Genomic DNA, 18391 nt, shown 5'->3' on the forward strand with positions numbered 1-18391 from the left:
CTTGATAAATAAACAGTTACACTTGGATTGTGCTGCGTATATGGTAGAAAAGGAAGATCAGCCTGGCTCCTACGTCTGTTGCGTATGGCTGTTGATTAGCGAAGTAATGCTAGTAGATAAATTATTGAATACAAGCAAGTTAGATTCAGATTGTGGCCTAGGAAGAAATAAAAAACGAGCGGCCCGCTCAGTTGCAGACCGCTCGTATAAATTGGGATATGCCCCGAGGAGCTTACCAGCCGGAGCCGGCTGGCGTATCCCAGCCGTCGGAAGTTGCCTTCTTCTTGGGTTTGGCAGCTGGCTTATCGGCTTTCTTGTTTTTCTCTTTCTGGCTGGGCCCGTCGGCGGGCTTGCTCTTCACCTTTACTTTCGTAGTGCCTTCGGCTACGGGTGGCGCACCCGGAATTGGTGAGGCAGCCGCAGCTGGTGCCGGTGCTGCATCGGCGGGCAGAGGCTGCATATCCTTAGCAGCGTTAATCAGGTCGGGACGCTCTTCCTGCTTCACCTTCTGGAGGGCAAACAGCTGCTGCTGCTCTACTAGGCCGTTGTCTTTCCACAACTTCATTTCCGCGTCCAGCTTTTCTTTTTCCTCTTTGGTAGGCGCTTTTTTCAGCATCTGTTCCAGGTTGGGGCTGCCCGCATCTTTCCAGGCGGTCATCCACACAGAAGCCACCATGGTGGGTGCCATTTTCAGGCGATACGCCACCTGTCCGCCCACTTTCTCATGATAGGCGTCAGCAAAGGCATCGGAGTAGGAGCGCCGGGTTTTGCCGTATTTGTGCGAGAAAATGTACTTAGTTTCCGGGGTGTACTGGCGAGTTATAGCTTCTTCTTTATCGAAAGTATCGCCGAGGAAACCGTACGACTCCTGCACTACCTGCCAAATGTCCTTCAAGGGGTCTTTCTGGTAGCGGCCCGGATCGTTGTCGAGCTTGTACTTGGTGATGTTGCGTTCCGGCAATTTGCTGTCCCAGAGCGCCCGAATGCCTTCCTGCTTGGTTAGCTGCCCATCGTAGTTGAGCGTGGTATGCAGCGGTACGTGCGCATCGGCAACATAGTGGCCCAAATCGGCCGATAGCGCCAGAATGGCCGTGGTATCTTTTTCGCGGAAGGCCTGCGTGAGCTTGCCTTGGGTTTCGATGACGGCCCAGGGTAGGGTGCCATACTTGCGCAAGGTGTCAACGGTATATTTGGCTACTGCTTTATCCCAGGCTTTGGGCATAAGGCCAAACGGGTCGTCGCCGTAATGGTCCATGTAGATGAAGTGCTTGCTGGCCTCGCCAGGGTCTTGGTCGCGACGCTCATCAGCGGCCAAACTTAGTTTCAGCAGCTGGGGCAGGTGGCGGTAGTAAAAGCCCCGCATAGGAGCCGGCAGCGAATACACGGCAAGCTGAGTGATGGTTCGGTGCCCAAAAGAGCCCCAACCCGGCGACAACACCGGGCATAACAGCACGATAAAAAGAGTGAGCAGAAGTTTTTTCATACGGCAGCACAACGGTCATGAGTAGGCACTTGCGAAGTTACAAGAGAAGCAGTTGCGGTGCTGATTTTTCGTGGTCAGATTCAGAAAAGCCCTCCGCAACAAGCTGACCGCTACAGGAAGGCGGCGTATTTTCCCGCTTGCACGTACTTGCCAATTCCCACCACCCTAGTAGCTGCCCCACCCGTGACGCTCATTTCCAAAAAGAAGATACCCTATCCCATCCGGGAAGAATTGCGTGCCTACCTCAACCACTACGATCGGGAAACGCAGCTGCCCATCACGTACTTGGAAATGACGCGCATCAGTGGTGCATTTCCGCTGCTGGACCGCAATGGCCGCGACACGCTATGGGAAACGGTGTTCTACGAGCCGCAGGCGCTACGGGAGCTCAGCGACGGACTGACGCAGGTGTATGCGCTGCTTAAAACCGCCGGCGACCTTTCCTTTACCGATCACCTAGTAGCTGACCGCATTGATTACTGCCGCTTCGGCAACTCCAATCCGTTTCGGGTCCGCATCGTCAATCAGCTCAACGATAACTACGACTACTTCTATGTGAAGCGGGCCGATGCCTCCAGGGTGTACGGCCTGGAGCTGGAGCATTTGCTTTCGCCTAACAGCATGAATTACCTAGTGCACGGCGACACGCTGATTGAGGAGCACATTGCGGGTATTCCGGGCGACGATTTTATCCGCGACCATCTGAAACGGCCTCACTTAAACCAGGTGCGTATTGCCAAGGAATTTGTGAAGTTCAATGAGCGGTGCTTTGCGCGGCTGCTCGGCGATATGCGGGCCTACAATTACGTCATCGACGTGACGCCCGACTTCGAGGACGAGCAGTACCGCGTGCGCGCCATTGATTTTGACCAGCAGTGCTATGAGGGCAAGAAGAACATGTACCTGCCGCAGTTTTTCAAGGATAACCGCGGAGTAGTGCTGCTGTGCAGCAAGCTCCTGGAGCCCGAAACCATTCGGCAGTACCAAACCGAGGAACGCACCCTTATGGCCCGCCGCGCCCGCTCTGAGCGCTACCGCCTCAAAGACCTGATTGATTGTCTGCGTCAGGATGAAGTATCGCCACCCGAAAAGGTAGAGCAACTGAAAACCCAACTCAACCTGCACCATAAAACGCACCTGTTTAGCCGCTGCAAAGGCATGGGCGATGTGGTGCGCCTGAACCTGAAATTGATGCTGGGCCGGAATATAGCGTTGAAATAAAGCCTCGCGGGGTTTGCCGTTCCAGAAAGCCTAGGCCTTGGGGAGCGGCAAACCCCGCGGGGCTTTATTTCATTTTCTCTGCTACAGCTGAGCCGGCATTTTGCTGGGCATGCTCATCCAGCAGGTTATGGAGGTAGTCGAAAATGTAGTCGACGGCCAACAGGCGCACTTTGTCGCAGTTTCCGTTGAACTCCTGGCGCAGCTCATAAGCACGATTCTGGAACAGCACCGTGAAATACATGGTGCCCACCGGCTTATCATCTGACTCAGAAGCTCCGCCGGCGCATAGGCCTGTTACGGCCACGCAAATATCGGCAGTGGGCAAGTGCTTGTGCAGGCCCATCACCATTTCGTTGGTCACCTGCTGGCTTTCGGCGGTATAGAGGGCTAGGGTTTCCTTTTTCACGCCCAGCAGGCGCTGCTTGGCTACGGGGTGATAGGTAACCACGGAGCCCAACAGTACCTCGCTACTGCCAAAGGCTTTCACAAACTCTGAGGCTAGCAGGCCCGCCGTGCAGCTTTCTGCAAAGGCAAGCGTGAGCTTATACTGCAGAAACTTCTGCGCGAGGGAATTCAGGTCGTTGGGCTTCATTGAAAAGTATAAACAGCGTACCTCCACTACGGCTCCAGGCCATGCTTTTGTTATGGTTGAGGTAGGTCGTTCATTTGCAAATCGGCCTGCTTGTGCTATTCCTGGCGGTATACTACCCCTTGCTTCATTACAAACCGCACCTGCTGCATGGCGTTGATGTCCTGCACCGGGTCGCCTTGCACGGCTACTACATCGGCCAGCTTGCCGGGTTCCAGCGTACCAAGGTTTGCCGTTTGGCCCAGCAACTCGGCCGCGCTTACGGTGGCCGAGCGCAGCGCTTCGGCGGCGGGCATACCGGCCTCTACCATATAGCGGAACTCCAGCGCATTCACCCCATGCCGAAACACCGAGGCATCAGTGCCAAACGCTATTTTCACGCCGGCCTTATAGGCGCGGCCAAATGTGCCCTGTAGCTTGGGCCCGATGGCCAGGGCCTTGGGCGTCACGAGGGGAGGGTAGTAATTGGCGATTTTGGCGGAGTCGGCTACGGATTTGCCGGCCGTGATGGTGGGCACGTACCAGGTGCCGTATTTCTTCATCAGCTTCATGGTTTCGTCGTCCATGAGCGTGCCGTGCTCAATGCTGGTTACGCCCGCCCGAATGGCGCGCTTCATGCCCTCGGCGCCGTGCGCGTGGCAGGCCACGTTCAGGCCCAAATCACGTGCAGTTTGCACCACAGCGCGTATTTCGTCTTCGGTAAACTGAGGGGCCGAGCCGTCTTTGGCTACGCTCAGTACGCCGCCGGTGCTGGCAATCTTGATTAGGTCGGCGCCGCGCTTGTACTGCTCCCGCACGGCTTGGCGGCCTTGGTCGGGGCCGTTGGCAATGCCTTCGGCGGGGCCGGGCATGCCCATCAGATCAAGGCGGTAGCCGTTGGTGGGGTCCATGTGGCCGCCGGTGCCCGAAATGGCTTTGCCGGCCGAGAAAATCCGCGGCCCCACTACTTGCCCGCGGTTGATGGCATTGCGCAACGACAGGTTCACGCCCGAGCCGCCTAGGTCGCGGACCGTGGTAAAGCCGGCCAGTAGCGTTTTGCGGGCGTGCTCCAACGAGCTGAAGGCCACGTCGGCGGGGTTCTGCGTAAATTCCTTGAGGTAATTATCCTTACTGGTTTCGCCCTCGAGGTGCACGTGGCAGTCGATGAGACCCGGCAGTACCGTCCGGTTTTTCAGGTCGATGACTTTGTCCTGGGCGCCTGTGGGCGTGGTGTAACCTCGTTCCACGGCCAGTACGCGGCCATTTTCTACTACCACCGTCATTTCGGTCTGGGCGCGGTCTTGGCGCATATCCAGCAGGCGGCCGCAGTGCAGGTAGGTTTTCTGGGCCCAAGCGGCCGGGGCCAGCAGGAGCAGACCAGCAAAAGCGAAACCGGAAAAGTAGTTTTTGGTCATGGAGGAGAGGTGGGAAAAGTCGAGCGTGAGCCCAGTAGCAGTGAAGGATGGAGGAAATATACAACGCGAAAAAACGCTGCATGCAGCCTACTTCCGTTCCAATCCGTATCTTTTGCCATCTAACTCTGGCACTACTGGTTTCAGGCTGCCGTTTTTCATCGTTTCCTTTTCACCCAACTCCACGTATGGCTACTCCCGAAGAATTTGAAAGCGCCCAACAGCGTGTGCAGCAGCTCCCCAGCAAGCCCGACAACATGACCCTGCTCAAGCTGTATGCTTTGTTTAAGCAAGCTAGTGAAGGCGACGTAACCGGCGACCGGCCCGGCGGCTTCGACTTCAAAGGCATTGCGAAGTATGACGCCTGGGCTGGCATGCGCGGCAAGTCGCAGGATGAGGCGCGCCAAGAGTACGTTGATTTCGTGAACTCGCTTTTCTAGTTCTACTTACTAGCTTTCTTAAAGCACCAAAGCCCGTTCCTACTAACTAGGAACGGGCTTTTCGGTTTCAGATGCGTATGGGGCTAGGCCAGCGGCTGAGCACCGGCGTCGGGAGTAGCCGGAGGGGTAGGAGCGGGAGCAGCCGGTGCGCCGGGGGTAGGCAAATCGAAGGCTACGGCGTTGTGCTCGAAGTGTCCTTTGTGCGACCCGTCGCAGAAAGGCTTGTTTTTGGAGAGGCCGCAGCGACAAATGCTGATGCGCTCACGTCCGCCCAAGCCATAAGGCTGTCCTTGCGCGTCTACCAGTTCAAAATCGGTGCCTTCCACCCGGAGAGAGCCATTGCTGAGGACGGTAAGTTTGGTTGCCATGTAGGTAAATTGATTTAGGTAGTGAAAGGAAGACAGAAGAAGAAAAAAGACTAGGTGCCCAAAAGCCCGAAAGCCAGCCAGGAAAGATAGGCATACCCGGCCGCAACGGCAGGGTTTACCGCAATTCCTTGCGCATCACGTAGTCATTCATCCAGTACGGGCCGATGGCAATGTCTTCTTCGCGGTGGCGCTGGAAGCCCAGGTGCTCATAAAAGGCCATGGCGGGGTTGTGCCGGTTCACGTTTAGCTCCAATACGCGGCCGCCGGCCGTGTGCACCGCTGTTTCCACGGCCTTTAGCAGCTTCTGGCCTAGGCCGTGGCCCTGCGCCGAGGGGAGCACGTAAATTTTGTGGAGTTTGTACACGCCTTCCTCAGCCTGCGCCGAAAAGGAAGCGTAGCCGCTCGGCTCATCCTCAACGTACACTAGCAGAAAGGTGTGGCCCTGCTCCGTCATCTGCCGCTCCAGGGAGGCCGGCGTATAAATCACGCGGTACATATAGTCAATCTGCTCCCGCGAGATAATGAACCGGTACGTAGGCTCCCAGGTAGCTTCGGCTAAGGAAATAATAGTTGGAATATCGGCCAGGGTTGCAGGCTGGATACGAAGCGGGGCGGCGGTAGAAACTGACATAGCAGGCAAAAAACGGCATTAATTGGCGTAATACCGAGTTGGATTTGTCGTTTTGCCTGCTTTTGGGCCGGAAATTGCGTAAGCACTACACCAGTACGGCGTACTAGTCGTTTACTGGCATTCCTTCACCATACCCGCGACCTAACTCCTTCCTATGAAATCAGCCCGTTTTTCAGTGGTGCTTCTGACAGTAGCTGGCCTGCTAGCCTCACTAGGGGCTTCAGCACAGCAAACCTCCAAGCCTACCACTACCCCCAAACCAGCGCCCAAGCCCACCACCAGCTCTACCACGGCTGCAGTGGAGCGCGACCTGCGCGTGTTCAGTGACTGGGTGAACGATAAGGTAGATAAGGCCGCTACCTCGGCCCGCCGCGAGCTCCCGCGGATCACAGAAGAGTTTGACCGCCAAAGCAAACGCATTGATAAAGCCGTCGATAGCCTCACGGTAGAGGGCAAGCGTGAGTACTCTACCCAGAAAGTACGCTACCAGAAGTGGGCCACCCGCCAAGATAGCCTCGATGCGGCGGCCCAGCGCCCTGCTACCGCCGATGAAGCCCAACGCCGCCTGCTCGGTGAAGACGTGAACATTGGCCGGGCCCGCGCCACAGAACTACCCGACTTGTACTTCCGCCTGGTAGAACGCATGCGCTCCGACCGCCAGAACTGGACGGCCGCTGACTGGAGCACGGCCAGCGCCGTACTGGGCCGCCTGAATGCCCGTTACGAGCAAGTTCGCGAGCAACTTCCTCTGGAGGAGCGCCTGCGTATCCGGAGCCTGCAGGGCGAGTTTCGGACCTTGGAAAAAGCCCGCAACGTGAAAGATGTGATGCGCGAATAACTGGTTTGAGCCTGATTATAGCCTAGGGCGCGGCCTCACCAAACCGGTGAGGCCGCGCTTTTTTGTGGGCAAACGGTTGCTGTTGCCAGGAGGGCTAGTTGCCGGGTGAAGTGCTGGTTTGCGGCCGCCGATGCTGCCGCAGCCACTGCCAGGCCGCGGGCACATCATAAAACATCTGGATGGAAACATACTGGCGCACGCGCTCAAAAAAAGTCATGCTAATGATCTGATTGCTCAGGTCAGGGGAGAAAACATACGCAATGGCGCGCAGGCCCAAGCTCTGAGCTTGCGGCACCCACTCATACTCCAGCCAGTCCATGGCTTCGCTCCAGTCGCCGGTGGCCAGGCTCTTATCATTCAGGGCAAGCGGGTAGTGGTATTGAGTTTGAAGCTGGATGACCTCAGTGGCAACTGAAATGACCTCGGTGCCGGTAATATTGCCGTGCCAGCGCACGTACAGCAGCTCATGCACGGGGGAATGCAGAATCTCGGCCAGCGGCTTGCCATGCGCGTCAGACAGCGTAACCAGCGCTTCCAGATGAAGGGGATGCATATGGATGGGAATAATAGATCAGGTATCAGAATATAGGGCTAATACTATCATTATACAACCCTGATTTTTCGCTCTTTGGTTCGGCTGGCATCCGCTATTTTTGCGGCTCCATTTTCTGAGCCTTTCTCATGCACATTGCAATCGTCGGCAACATTGGCGCCGGCAAAACCACGCTAGCCAATAAGTTGGCTCATCACTTCAACTGGGAAGTGTTTTTGGAAGATGTAGACCACAACCCGTACCTCAAGGATTTCTATGATGACATGCCGCGGTGGGCGTTTCATTTGCAAGTGTATTTCCTGAACAGCCGGTTTCGCCAAACTCAGCAGATAAAAGAACTACAGCAGGCCAGCAAAGGCGTTATTCAGGACCGCACAATTTATGAGGATGCTCACATCTTCGCGGCCAACCTGCACCAATCGGGCCTGATGTCGGAGCGCGATTACCAGAACTACCTGAACCTGTTCAACTCCATGATTAGCATGGTGAACCCGCCCGATCTGCTCCTGTATCTAAAAGCCGACCTGCCCAAGCTGGTGGCCCAGATTGACAAGCGCAACCGCGACTACGAAAACAACATCAAGATTGATTACCTGCGCCACCTCAACGACCATTATGAGGAGTGGATCAGCCAGTACAGCCACGGCCGCTTACTGATTGTGGATGTCAACAACCTCGATTACGTCAACAAACCCGAGGATTTGAGCGTGATTATTGACAAAATCAACAGCACACTGTTCGGCTTCTTCTAAGATACTAGCCCTATAAAAACAGCCCACCCATACCGGGTGGGCTGTTTTTGTGTTGATGGCTGCTGTTGGGTGGTTATTCGTCGCGCATGGCTTCGTTCAGGAACTGCACAAAAGGCCGTGCGGCCTGCCATGCTTCCAGCACGCGCGCCGGGAAATCGGGTCGGCGCACTTCGGCGTCGGAGAAGGAGCGCCACACGAAATAGCTTTTCAGCCGCAGCCACTCGATATCTGGATCGGTGCGGTCGTAGCCTTTGGGGGCTGTTTTAAGGGTTTGAGACGTGTCAAGGCCTAGGGGGAACTGCTGCAGCAAACCTGGGTCTTGGCGCAGGGCATGAAACGCGGGCGCATTGTAATGAATTTCCTGCCGGATGCGGGCCAATTGGGCGGGCTCAGGCATCCAGCGGCCGGCGCCCACGTAGGTTTCGCCGCCGGGCTCCACCGCCACAAAGTAGCCCGCCCACGGGCTATGCCGCCCGCCGGGCTTGAGGCCCGCGCCCATGTGCCGCTTGTACGGCTCGTCGCTCTGCTGAAATCGGTCGTTTTTATTGATGCGGAACATGACATCCTGCGCTTTGAGGCCGCGCAACCCCGGCTCAAATTCTGCCGCATCGCGCAGCAGGCCTTCTACAAAAGCGGTATACTCGGCGCGGGCCCGGTGGTAGTCGGCGCGGTGCGCATCCATCCAGGGCTTGTTGTTACTGGCGGCTAGGTCGCGCAGAAAATCCAGAACAAGGGAAAGGTTCATAGGCAGAAAAGTACGAGCAACAGGGCAAAAGAAAAGCGGCCCCGTGCCGCCAAGCGGTACGGGGCCGCTGGCCCAGTGGTTGGGTTTAGGCTTAGTGGCGGCCTAGTGCTTCCGAAGTGCTGAGCTTAGCGCGGTCGTTAAGGGCCCAGCTAAACGATAGAAACTCAATCTTGGCGCCGGGCTCAATGGGCGTACTGCCATACCGGTTCAGGAAAGCGACTAGGTCGGCTTCAGTACCAAACTCAGCCGAGTAGGCTTCAAACAAGCCCGAGAGCCGCACGTGTTGCGGAGTAAGCTGGTTATACGCCGGGTCGTTGAGGAAGCGGCGGGCCTGGCTATCTAGTTGCTCATTCAGGCGGGCGCCACTATAGGCTTCAGTAAGCAGGGGCGGACAGGAAGCGGCCCCATACATCAGGGCGAAGTGCACGCGCGGGTCGTGAAACGTATCCCGGAGCATCTCGCGCTCAATCTGGTTGAGAGTGTATGCCTGGCCGCCTACTGTTACTACCGGCGCTTCCCACGGCGACTTCAGGCCGCCTACCGTTTTCACCCGGATATCGTTGATGCTGGCAACAGGGTAGTATTGCAACACCAGATAGGTAGCCGCGGCATTGTAGGTGTTCACCCAAAAGGCTTTGGTTTCATCGGGCGTCCAGGTTTGCGGGTCGGGCTTTACTTTGCGCAGGCTAGTGAGGTAGCCTAGCAGCATATCTTCCTCATCCAGCAAGCCGTCGTAGTTCAGGCGCCCGTCGGGCGTAACGTGCTGCTGCAGCAGCTTGCTCCAGGGCGCATGGAGCTGCTCCAGCATGGGGTTATCGGCAGCTTGCACAGCCAGAGGGGCTAGCAAACCACAGAATAGGAATAAGAACAGACGAGCAATAAGGGGCGTTTGCAGAGGCATGAAACTGTACCGGTGCGCAAGTAGGAGGGCGAAAGCAGCGTAACTATCTAAATAAGATAAACTAGCTACTTAAGAGAGCAAAGCCAACAAAGCCGATTGTGCCAAAAATCAGATAAAAACCTGCTGGGCACTATTTCATCATTGACTACTCAAAAGTAGAAGTTTTTTGGGTGAGCTATAGCATGATATTTTAAAATACCTCACCAAAAAGTTCTATTTATAGTCCCTTGTGTCAAAACAAGGGTTTTGTGCCCATCACTTTTTGCGAAACTGGCAATAAAGCTGAACAGCAGCCCAGCTTTATTGCTATTTGTGGCTGACCACGGCCACCGGGTCGCCGACTCGAAGCTTGCCAGCTCCGCTACCGGTTACATTTTGCCCAAACAGTACGGAGTTGTCGTGGGTGCGGTAGGTGGCCAACGTGCGGAGCGGTTCGCCGAGGGGGCTTCGTTGTGCGGTGTGTTGATTTACTGTAGTAAGCACACAACGGCCGCAGGCGCGCACGGCCCGGAATGGCAGGTCACCAATGTGAAACTGACTCCATGTATCTTCCTCAAACGATTCGCCGCCGCTCACCACTAGGTTGGGCCGGAAGCGGTCCATGCCTACCGGCTCAGCTAGACGTGAATTCAGCTCGGCCAAAGATTCCTGCCCAATCAGCAGAAACGGATAGGCATCGGCAAAACTTACTAGCTGCCCCTCGGGGTTGAAGTCCGGGTCCACGTCGCGCCGCACCATATCCGACATGTACACCAGTTTGCAGGGTTGGCCCAAGGCTTCGGAAAGCCAGGCATCACACTCGGGGCGCGCGCGCCAGGCAAACACAATATCGTCCCAGATGGTAACAAACAGGGTTTTTTCCGGTGTGGCCTCAAACGGCACATACAGCGGCAACAAATCGGGACGGGCCTGGTGCGTGAGCAGAAAGCCGTTGTAGGCAGGCGCCACCTTCAAGTGGGCCATGCTGGCGGTCTGGCGCTGCGTCATGAACTGGTTTCGCTCATTCACAATCAGCCACCGCCGGTCGTGGCGCAGGCCCCGGGGCTCTACTTCTGCCTCCGTCAGGCGGATGCCGCCCAGAGATTTTACCGGATAAATATAGAGCTCGGAGAGAGTGAGAGTAGCCATGCGGCAAAGATGGCAAAATCCGTCAGAGCTGAATGCGTTGGCGGCTTCGGGTTTTACACTGCCTAGCAAATGCTTGGTTTGGTGCTAGCAGAACGGCACACGCTTCACGGGCTAAAACCAAGCCGGCCTGCTGTCGGAGACGTTCCAACAACAGGCCGGCTTAAAACCTGGCTCCTGAGCGCGGCATAGATAAGAGCTGGTTTGCCACAAATCAGGACCTAGGGTGTAGGTTGCTGCGCCAGCTGCACTGCGCGGTACAGGTTTACTAGCCCGCCGGTGCGCGAAAGCTCCGCGAAATCGACGAGGGTAGTGCTGCCGGGTTTGCGCACTTTGGTATGGTAGGGCACCGCCGACTGCATGATAATACGCTTGAGCTGCTCGGCTGTCAGCTGCGGGAAGTACGATTTCAGAACGGCCGCCATGCCGGCCACCACCGGCGCTGCCATGCTGGTGCCGCTTAGGTTACCGTAGCGGCTGCCGGGCAGGGTAGAGTAAATCTGGTTGCCGGGCGCAAACACATCTACTTGGGTTTTGCTGTAGTTCGAGAAGTCGGCCACCAAGTTCTCGTCGTTGGTGCGCGAAGAGGCCCCCACAGTCAGCAGGTTCGGAATTTGTTGGCCATTCAGGAACACTGAAGCCGGATACTGCACTACTTTCCCGAGGTCGTTGCTTTCATTGCCAGCCGAATGCACCAGCAGTACGCCTTTGCTACCAGCATACTTAATGGCTTCTTCCACAGCCTGGCGCTGAGGCGAATAATACTTGCCAAAGCTCATGTTGATAATCTGAGCCCCGTTGTCCACGGCGTAGCGGATGGCGTTGGCTACGTCCTTGTCCCGCTCATCGCCGTCCGGAACGGCTCGTACCGCCATAATTTTCACCTGCGAGGCCACGCCCAGCACACCCAGGCTGTTTTCCTGGTCGGCGGCAATAATGCCGGCTACGTGGGTGCCGTGCATGGGGTCGGGGCCGTGCACGTCGCGGTTGCCGTAATCTCGCTGCTTCACGTCCTCGGGCCGGTCGCCCACAATGGGGCGCGGATTGTACTTCAGGTTCAGGCCGTAGTCCAGTTCATCCTGAGTTTCCTTGAGGCCTTTCTTCATTTCCTCCAGCACATCATCGAGGGAAGCAAAGCCGGTTTGCAGGAGCGTATGGTACAACCCGTTGGTCACGGCGCGCAGCTTCAGATCGGGGGTAGGCGGGTTACGAAGCGTAGCCGTATCGAGGCGCGTAACGCCCAGGGCCTGCTTAAGGCCTTCGGCGCCTTGCGCATTTTCGGCGTAGGCCTGGCTGAACTCCTGCAGCCGCTGGGCATTTTCCTTCACTTTGGCCTCGTAGCTCTTCTTTACCTGTACATACAGGTCATATTCGGGGCGCTTGGCGGCTGGCACCGAGGTGCGGGTTTTGCCAGCGTATAGGGGCTGCAGCTTGGCCATGAGGCGGGTTTCTTCCACCGTCTCTTGGTTGATGTTGCGCCCGTCCGGGCCTCCCAGGAAATTCCACCCTAGTAGGTCATCCACGTACCCATTGCGGTCGTCGTCTTGGCCGTTGCCCGCAATTTCCTTGGTGTTGCGCCACAAAATCCGCTTTAAATCAACGTGGGCCGTATCAACGCCGGCATCAATAACGGCTACCAGCACCGGGGTAGCTGTTTTTCCCTGCAGCAGCTCGGCATACGCGCGGCGGGCACTGATGCCCATTATGCCTCCGTCCTGTTGAGGGTCAAGTAAGTGCCATTGCGGAGCCGCCGCCGGAGTAGCCGGGGCAGTGGTTTGGGCCGACACAAAAGCCGGAAACAGCAGCGAAAAGCCCAGCAACCGTAGCCGGGAGAAGGGGAAAAAGATCATGCAAACAGAATCAGGAGCAGGAAAAGCAGAATGCAGGAGGTACGCAATACGCCCACCGAGGTACATACGCAGTACGTAACCACCGACAAGGACAGCCCGAAAAGTAAATAGCCGCTTGCCCTGGCTATTATTTCTGACATGGGCTGTACCTGCAAGTATCTCGCCTGTTTTCTTTCTCGGCCTAAAATTCGCGGAGTAGGTTAAGTACACATAGCCGTATCAGCGTTAGTGGCGGTTACTAGCCCTATTCAGGGTAGTAACCGCCACTAACGCTGATATTGAACAAACTGCCGGCAATAAGTGCTGCCTTTGCTTGTCGTATGCTATTCCTTTATAAAGCGGAGGGTTTGCACCGATTCGCCCCCTAGGGCCCGGATGATGTACAAGCCGTTGGGCAAGTGGTCGAGTGGCAAGGTAGCTGCCGATGAGGTGGCCGTGTGGGCCAGTACCTGCCGTCCCAGGCCATCAATCACCAGTACTTTTTGGCCAGCTTTCAGGCCGCTGATGGTTACCTCATTACGGGCGGGCACCGGACTTACCTGCAATGCTGTAGCGGCTGCTTCAACCAGAACCGGCATTACGGCCGTTACGGTTTCGGTGGCAGTGGTGCTTTTGCCATCAAGCTGGCGCAGGCGGTAGTACCAGCGGCCAGCACTCAGGTTAGCATCCAGGAAGCTGTACTCCCCGCCAACCGTGGTGGAGCCTTTGCCTTTCACACGGCCTACCTGCTGCCAGCCCACGTTACTATCGGCGGCGCGCTCTATCACAAACTCCACGTCGTGCTCCTCCATGGCGGTGGCCCAGTTCAGGCGCGCCCCGGCCGGTACGGCTGCCACCTCAAACTTGGTAAGTGTAACTGGCAGCGGGCGGCCGCGGCCAGCCAGTGTAAACACGTCGTTTTGGGTGATGTTTCTAATACTAACTACCGTTACCTTATTCCCAACTGGGTCAAGGGTAGTAGCATGTAAGTCCTGCCAGGGGCCACCTTGTTCCGGCGTAGAAGAACGGAACAACTCCAGCGTGTTTTCGTCCATGTTGTACCCCGCGCTAGGTGTTAATTCGTTTGGCGTATTATCTCGGTACGAAAAGATCATCTTGAACTGAATACCTGTGGTCTTCGCCATATTTACTTTGTACTGGCGCAGAATGCTCTGGCTAAGAGCGGTGAAATCAGGTCCGTACGCTTTGCCGGTATAATACCTGCCGGTGTAGCGCGTAACAGTGGTTCTGCCCGGGGCTTCCGTTTGGGATTTCGGAGAAATGGTTACTCCAATACCGGCAAACGTAAAATCGTTGGGGGTGTCCAGCACGCCACTAGCCTCTACTGTGCCTTTAACATAGCCAGTTCCCGTCTCAGACAAAGCATTATTCTCAGTAGTGCTAAGGATTACTTTATAGTTTCCCGTTTCCATAACGCCGCCTGTAAGCGTCAGTGCGGATTTGATGGTGATATCGCCTTGCAACGCTTTGGTTCCGGTACCCGGAATGGACAACTTATAAAAAGTACCACCACCTAATTTTTGGAAGCCATTGGCGGTAAGCGTGACAGTTCCCTGATTTGCTACGAAAGTAGCCTCATCAGCGTTGAAGTCGCCCCCAACCAATAAGTTAGAGTTGCTGCTGGAATGCAGGAATTTAGCGCCAGGGTTAACCGTGAAGTTCTTGCCGATGCTCACGTTGTTCGCGCTTGAGTTCATGTCGACCTTCCCGGCCAGAATATTTAGGTTATTCGATACAGTCCAGCCTCCCGAATTTCTCACTGTCAGGTTTGGGTTGTTCACTGTGAAGTCGTACAGGGTAAGTCCGCCTTGGTCAATAGAAGTCGCTGATTCGGTGGTAGTAGGGTAACTAGCACTTAGGTATTGGAATGGTTTTGCTGATGCCATGTCCGGTATCGTATAGTAATAATGCGCGTAGCGGGTATCATCTGTATCAGTTCGATGCCCACTAGGATTTTCTTTAGGTACACACCCCTGATTTATAGTATTTGGATTATTAGGATTATAAAGCACATAGCCAAGCCAGTTAAACGATATAGGATTGAGTTTGCTAGGGTCAGAACCAACAGCAAACGTGCTGCGTGCAATGCGTAGCTCGCGGGTAGAAGTTTGCCCGGAAACTTTCACGCCATACTGTACCGTGGCGCTTTGAGTGGAAGTGGAAAAGGTGCCATTTTCAAGCCATTCGCCCCCATTCGCAGTTGATGCTATATATAAAGTTGCACCTAAATTGTCGAAAACTATCAAATGGTCTGCCGGGAATGGAGGAACGATGTTCACTGCACTAGTGGCAGAGAAAGCGAGCCTTTTCCCTAACAGCAGTCCTTCATTAGGTTTCGTGTCGAGTAGTACAACTCCTGGATCCACCGTTTTTCCTGATACGGCTATATAGATATAGTCCGCATCCCAGGTCATGTACCAGCCAAAATTGTTCGTGGACTCATTGGCGGCAGTTCCATACTCTCCTGTTGCAATAGTACCGTCGGCAACCGGCGGGGTGCTTTGTGCCTTAGCTACCCCTAGGCTCGACAATACAGTCAAGAGCATAATCAGCCATTGCTTCTTCAGAAGTAGATATCCTTTCATGGGGCCATTGTATTAATATGTGCAGGCAAATTATAAAAATTTGTTAGAATGATTATATACGAAGTAACTAAATTTTGTTATTTGTCTAAAAATTATAACCATATAAATATAATACCGTAACTGCTACGTTTTAAAAATGTGTGGCGCGCAGTACTACTTTGCCCAGTGAAGGTTTGTGAATCGGCCTCTCAGAAGCGCATTACGGGCCGGAATTCTGGGGCTGATATCCTGACCCGGCGTGTATCTTTACCGCTCAGCTCCCAATTCAGCCGTTCCATGCGCTTTCTACTTCTTCGTGCCGTGCTGGCCATGGCGGTACTGCCGCTATTGCTAGCAACACCAGTTGCCGCTCAGGCTCCCAAAACCTATTCCTCCTCGGAAATCCTGCTGGGCCTGAAAAAGCTCAACGTACTAGGCTCCGTACTATACATAGCCGCTCACCCCGACGACGAAAATACCCGCCTAATTGCCTACATGGCCAACGGCCGCCTGTTGGAAACCGGTTACCTGAGTTGCACCCGCGGCGACGGTGGCCAAAACCTCATCGGCCCCGAATTGCGCGAGCAATTGGGCGTAATCCGGACGCAGGAGCTGCTGGCTGCCCGGCGCATTGATGGAGGCAAGCAGTTCTTTACCCGCGCCAACGACTTCGGCTTCTCCAAGACGCCTGAAGAAACCTTCACCATTTGGGACAAAGAGCAGGTGCTGTCCGATATGGTATGGGTAATCCGGCAGCGCCGGCCCGATGTGCTTATCACGCGCTTTCCACCTGATAGTCGCGCCGGCCACGGCCACCATATTGCCTCCGCCATTCTGGCCGCCGAAGCCTTTGATGCCGCCGGCGACCCGAAGCGTTTCCCGGAGCAGCTGAAGTACGTGCAACCCTGGCAACCCAAGCGCCTGTTCTGGAATACTGGCTCGTTCTTCGTGAAGCCTGGCGAAAACATGGACGGCTACCTCAAGCTCGATGCCGGTGGCTACAACGCACTGCTAGGCCAGAGCTACGGCGAAATTGCCGCTCGCAGCCGCTCCCAGCACAAAAGCCAGGGCTTCGGCTCAGCGGCTCAGCGCGGCGAGGCGCTGGAGTACCTGCAATATGTAAAAGGCGATAAGGCGAAGTCAGACCCATTTGAGGGTATTGATATGAGCTGGAACCGGGTACCCGGCGGCGCAGCCATTGGGAAGATGGTGGATGAGGTTATCCGAAAGTATGACCCTAGTAATCCCAGTGCCAGCGTGGTAGGGTTGCTAAAGGTGCGGAGCAGTATTATTAAGCTAAAAGAGGAATCTGGTAATTTTTGGTTTGACGAGAAGCTGAACAGTTTGAGTCAGTTAATTCAGGCTAGTCTTGGTCTCTATTTGGCAGCAACTACTAGTGAACCCAGCGTTGCAATTGGTCAGATTATCAAGATTAATAGAGAGGCACTTAACTCCTCAAATGTCCACCTAACTTGGCATCGGGATGTGCATAAGTCGGATGGTCAGGCAAAAACAGGAGAATTGACAATCGGTAAAGTTGTGAGTGACCTCGTTGACTTTGAAGTCCCGCAAACTATTAATGTTTCGCAACCTTTCTGGCTCACAGCGCCAAGCTCAGTTGGTATGTATCGCATCGACTCAACTGGTATTAGAACGGTACAGGGGTTTGGCTTTAGTAAGCGTCAATGGATAACTCAAGAATTAATTGGTAAGCCAGAGAATCCTAATGGTGTAAGTGTTTGGAACGAAGTTTTAATTATGGCTCCTGGAATGAAGGAGAGCCAGACATTAACATTTGAAGTTCCCGTCCAATACAAAAGCACTGACCCAGTGGAAGGGGAGAGGTACCGCCCGCTGGTAGTGGTGCCGCCCGTAACGGTGAATATCGGTGGCCAGGCCTACGTGTTTGCTGATAATGCGCCCAAAACTATTCCTGTAACGTTGCGCGCTGGCAAAGCAGGCGTAAAGGGCTCGGTGGCCTTGGCCTTGCCGAAAGGCTGGAAGGCTGAGCCAGCGAGTTTCAACTTCGACCTGGCCAGCAAAGACGCTGAGCAAACCGTACAGTTCCGGGTGCAGCCTGGGGTAGGGGCCCAGGAGGGCAAATCCGAGCTGCGCGCCGTGGCTACCGTAGAGGGCAAGCAATACACGCGCGGCTATCAGGCCATCGAGTACAACCACATTCCGACCCAGATTCTGTTTCCTGAGGCTGTGGCGCCGCTCGTGAAGCTGGACCTCAAGCGCAAGGGGCAGGAAATTGGCTACCTCATGGGCGCTGGCGACGAAGTGCCCGACGCCCTGCGCCAAATTGGCTACACCGTGACGCTGCTCAAACCCGAGGACATCACCGACCAAAACCTGCGCCGCTTTGATGCCGTGGTACTAGGAGTGCGCGCCTACAATACCCTAGACCGCCTGAAGACCTTGCAGCCCACGCTGCTGCGCTACGTGGAGAATGGCGGCAATATGGTAGTACAGTATGTAGTGGCTCGCGGCACTGTGATGCCCGAAATTGGCCCGTACCCACTAAAGCTTTCCAACGACCGGGTAACGGTAGAAAATGCGCCCGTTACGTTTCTGAAGCCCCAGCAGCCGCTTCTAAATGCCCCCAACAAAATCACAAGCAAAGATTTTGAAGGCTGGGTGCAGGAGCAGGGCCTGTACTACCCCTCGCAGTGGGACCCCAAGTACCAGACCGTCATCAGCTCCCAGGACCCTGGCGAGAAAGCCAAGGAAAGCGCCATTCTGGTAGCCGACTATGGCAAGGGCCACTACATCTATACGGGTCTAAGCTTTTTCCGGGAGTTACCGGCCGGAGTGCCGGGTGCCTACCGCCTGCTCACCAATATGGTGTCGTTGGGCAAGTAGCACGCTGTAGCGCGGCAGCTGACTGGTAGTACCCGGTATGCTGTGCTTCTTAATCGGTAATTCTAGTTGCCTCAC

At 55.4% G+C, this 18391-nt stretch carries 16 protein-coding genes; 5 read left to right on the plus strand and 11 right to left on the minus strand.

Features of this window, described 5'->3' with window-relative positions; genetic code table 11:
• Positions 1 to 232: 232 nt before the first annotated feature.
• Positions 233 to 1483 carry a zinc dependent phospholipase C family protein gene (locus tag ACYVGU_RS02330; protein WP_460620743.1) on the minus strand — a complete coding sequence of 417 codons (1251 nt, stop codon included), beginning with the start codon at positions 1481 to 1483 and terminating at the stop codon, positions 233 to 235.
• A 183-nt stretch (positions 1484 to 1666) separates the two neighbouring features.
• On the opposite strand from ACYVGU_RS02330, the gene ACYVGU_RS02335 reads away from it, so the two are divergent.
• Positions 1667 to 2704, plus strand: coding sequence for a hypothetical protein (locus ACYVGU_RS02335; RefSeq protein ID WP_460621985.1), 1038 nt, complete (start codon positions 1667 to 1669; stop codon positions 2702 to 2704).
• A 64-nt stretch (positions 2705 to 2768) separates the two neighbouring features.
• On the opposite strand, the gene ACYVGU_RS02340 is transcribed toward ACYVGU_RS02335, so the two are convergent.
• Together ACYVGU_RS02340 and ACYVGU_RS02345 are read right to left on the minus strand one after the other, a co-directional pair.
• Positions 2769 to 3296: a CinA family protein gene (locus ACYVGU_RS02340; RefSeq protein WP_460612669.1), complete on the minus strand. Its 528-nt coding sequence runs from the start codon at positions 3294 to 3296 to the stop codon at positions 2769 to 2771.
• A 95-nt stretch (positions 3297 to 3391) separates the two neighbouring features.
• Entirely contained in the window at positions 3392 to 4687 is a 1296-nt protein-coding gene (locus ACYVGU_RS02345; protein WP_460612668.1) for an amidohydrolase family protein, read from the minus strand.
• 185 nt (positions 4688 to 4872) lie between these two features.
• Between ACYVGU_RS02345 and ACYVGU_RS02350 the strand changes: the two genes are divergently transcribed.
• Entirely contained in the window at positions 4873 to 5124 is a 252-nt protein-coding gene (locus ACYVGU_RS02350; protein ID WP_460620744.1) for an acyl-CoA-binding protein, read from the plus strand.
• Between the two features lie 83 nt (positions 5125 to 5207).
• On the opposite strand, the gene ACYVGU_RS02355 is transcribed toward ACYVGU_RS02350, so the two are convergent.
• Both ACYVGU_RS02355 and ACYVGU_RS02360 read right to left on the minus strand, forming a co-directional pair.
• Positions 5208 to 5492 (minus strand): CDGSH iron-sulfur domain-containing protein, encoded by a 285-nt coding sequence (locus tag ACYVGU_RS02355; protein ID WP_460612666.1) that lies wholly within the window; start codon positions 5490 to 5492, stop codon positions 5208 to 5210.
• 115 nt (positions 5493 to 5607) lie between these two features.
• Positions 5608 to 6123, minus strand: a complete 516-nt coding sequence (locus ACYVGU_RS02360; protein WP_460620745.1) for a GNAT family N-acetyltransferase — start codon at positions 6121 to 6123, stop codon at positions 5608 to 5610.
• 154 nt (positions 6124 to 6277) lie between these two features.
• Between ACYVGU_RS02360 and ACYVGU_RS02365 the strand changes: the two genes are divergently transcribed.
• A complete protein-coding gene (locus ACYVGU_RS02365; RefSeq protein ID WP_460612664.1) occupies positions 6278 to 6961 on the plus strand; it encodes a hypothetical protein in 684 nt (227 codons plus the stop codon).
• A gap of 94 nt (positions 6962 to 7055) precedes the next feature.
• On the opposite strand, the gene ACYVGU_RS02370 is transcribed toward ACYVGU_RS02365, so the two are convergent.
• Complete coding sequence (locus ACYVGU_RS02370; RefSeq protein ID WP_460620746.1) at positions 7056 to 7514, minus strand: hypothetical protein; 459 nt, start codon at positions 7512 to 7514, stop codon at positions 7056 to 7058.
• 128 nt (positions 7515 to 7642) lie between these two features.
• Between ACYVGU_RS02370 and ACYVGU_RS02375 the strand changes: the two genes are divergently transcribed.
• Positions 7643 to 8266 carry a deoxynucleoside kinase gene (locus tag ACYVGU_RS02375; RefSeq protein ID WP_460612662.1) on the plus strand — a complete coding sequence of 208 codons (624 nt, stop codon included), beginning with the start codon at positions 7643 to 7645 and terminating at the stop codon, positions 8264 to 8266.
• Positions 8267 to 8339: 73 nt separating this feature from the next.
• Here the strand turns inward: ACYVGU_RS02375 and ACYVGU_RS02380 are convergent, their stop codons facing one another.
• From ACYVGU_RS02380 to ACYVGU_RS02400, 5 genes are all read right to left on the minus strand, one after another.
• Complete coding sequence (locus tag ACYVGU_RS02380; protein WP_460620747.1) at positions 8340 to 9011, minus strand: DUF2461 domain-containing protein; 672 nt, start codon at positions 9009 to 9011, stop codon at positions 8340 to 8342.
• Between the two features lie 91 nt (positions 9012 to 9102).
• Positions 9103 to 9858: a DUF547 domain-containing protein gene (locus ACYVGU_RS02385; RefSeq protein ID WP_460620748.1), complete on the minus strand. Its 756-nt coding sequence runs from the start codon at positions 9856 to 9858 to the stop codon at positions 9103 to 9105.
• 360 nt (positions 9859 to 10218) lie between these two features.
• Complete coding sequence (locus ACYVGU_RS02390; RefSeq protein ID WP_460620749.1) at positions 10219 to 11040, minus strand: MOSC domain-containing protein; 822 nt, start codon at positions 11038 to 11040, stop codon at positions 10219 to 10221.
• A 218-nt stretch (positions 11041 to 11258) separates the two neighbouring features.
• Positions 11259 to 12887 (minus strand): S8 family peptidase, encoded by a 1629-nt coding sequence (locus ACYVGU_RS02395; protein WP_460620750.1) that lies wholly within the window; start codon positions 12885 to 12887, stop codon positions 11259 to 11261.
• 323 nt (positions 12888 to 13210) lie between these two features.
• The gene (locus ACYVGU_RS02400) at positions 13211 to 14773 is read right to left on the minus strand and encodes a T9SS type A sorting domain-containing protein (protein ID WP_460620751.1); all 1563 of its coding nucleotides are present in this window, start codon (positions 14771 to 14773) and stop codon (positions 13211 to 13213) included.
• 975 nt (positions 14774 to 15748) lie between these two features.
• On the opposite strand from ACYVGU_RS02400, the gene ACYVGU_RS02405 reads away from it, so the two are divergent.
• Complete coding sequence (locus ACYVGU_RS02405) at positions 15749 to 18316, plus strand: PIG-L family deacetylase (RefSeq protein ID WP_460620752.1); 2568 nt, start codon at positions 15749 to 15751, stop codon at positions 18314 to 18316.
• The last annotated feature ends 75 nt before the right edge of the window (positions 18317 to 18391 follow it).

The sequence above is a fragment of the Hymenobacter tenuis genome, assembly GCF_054780495.1.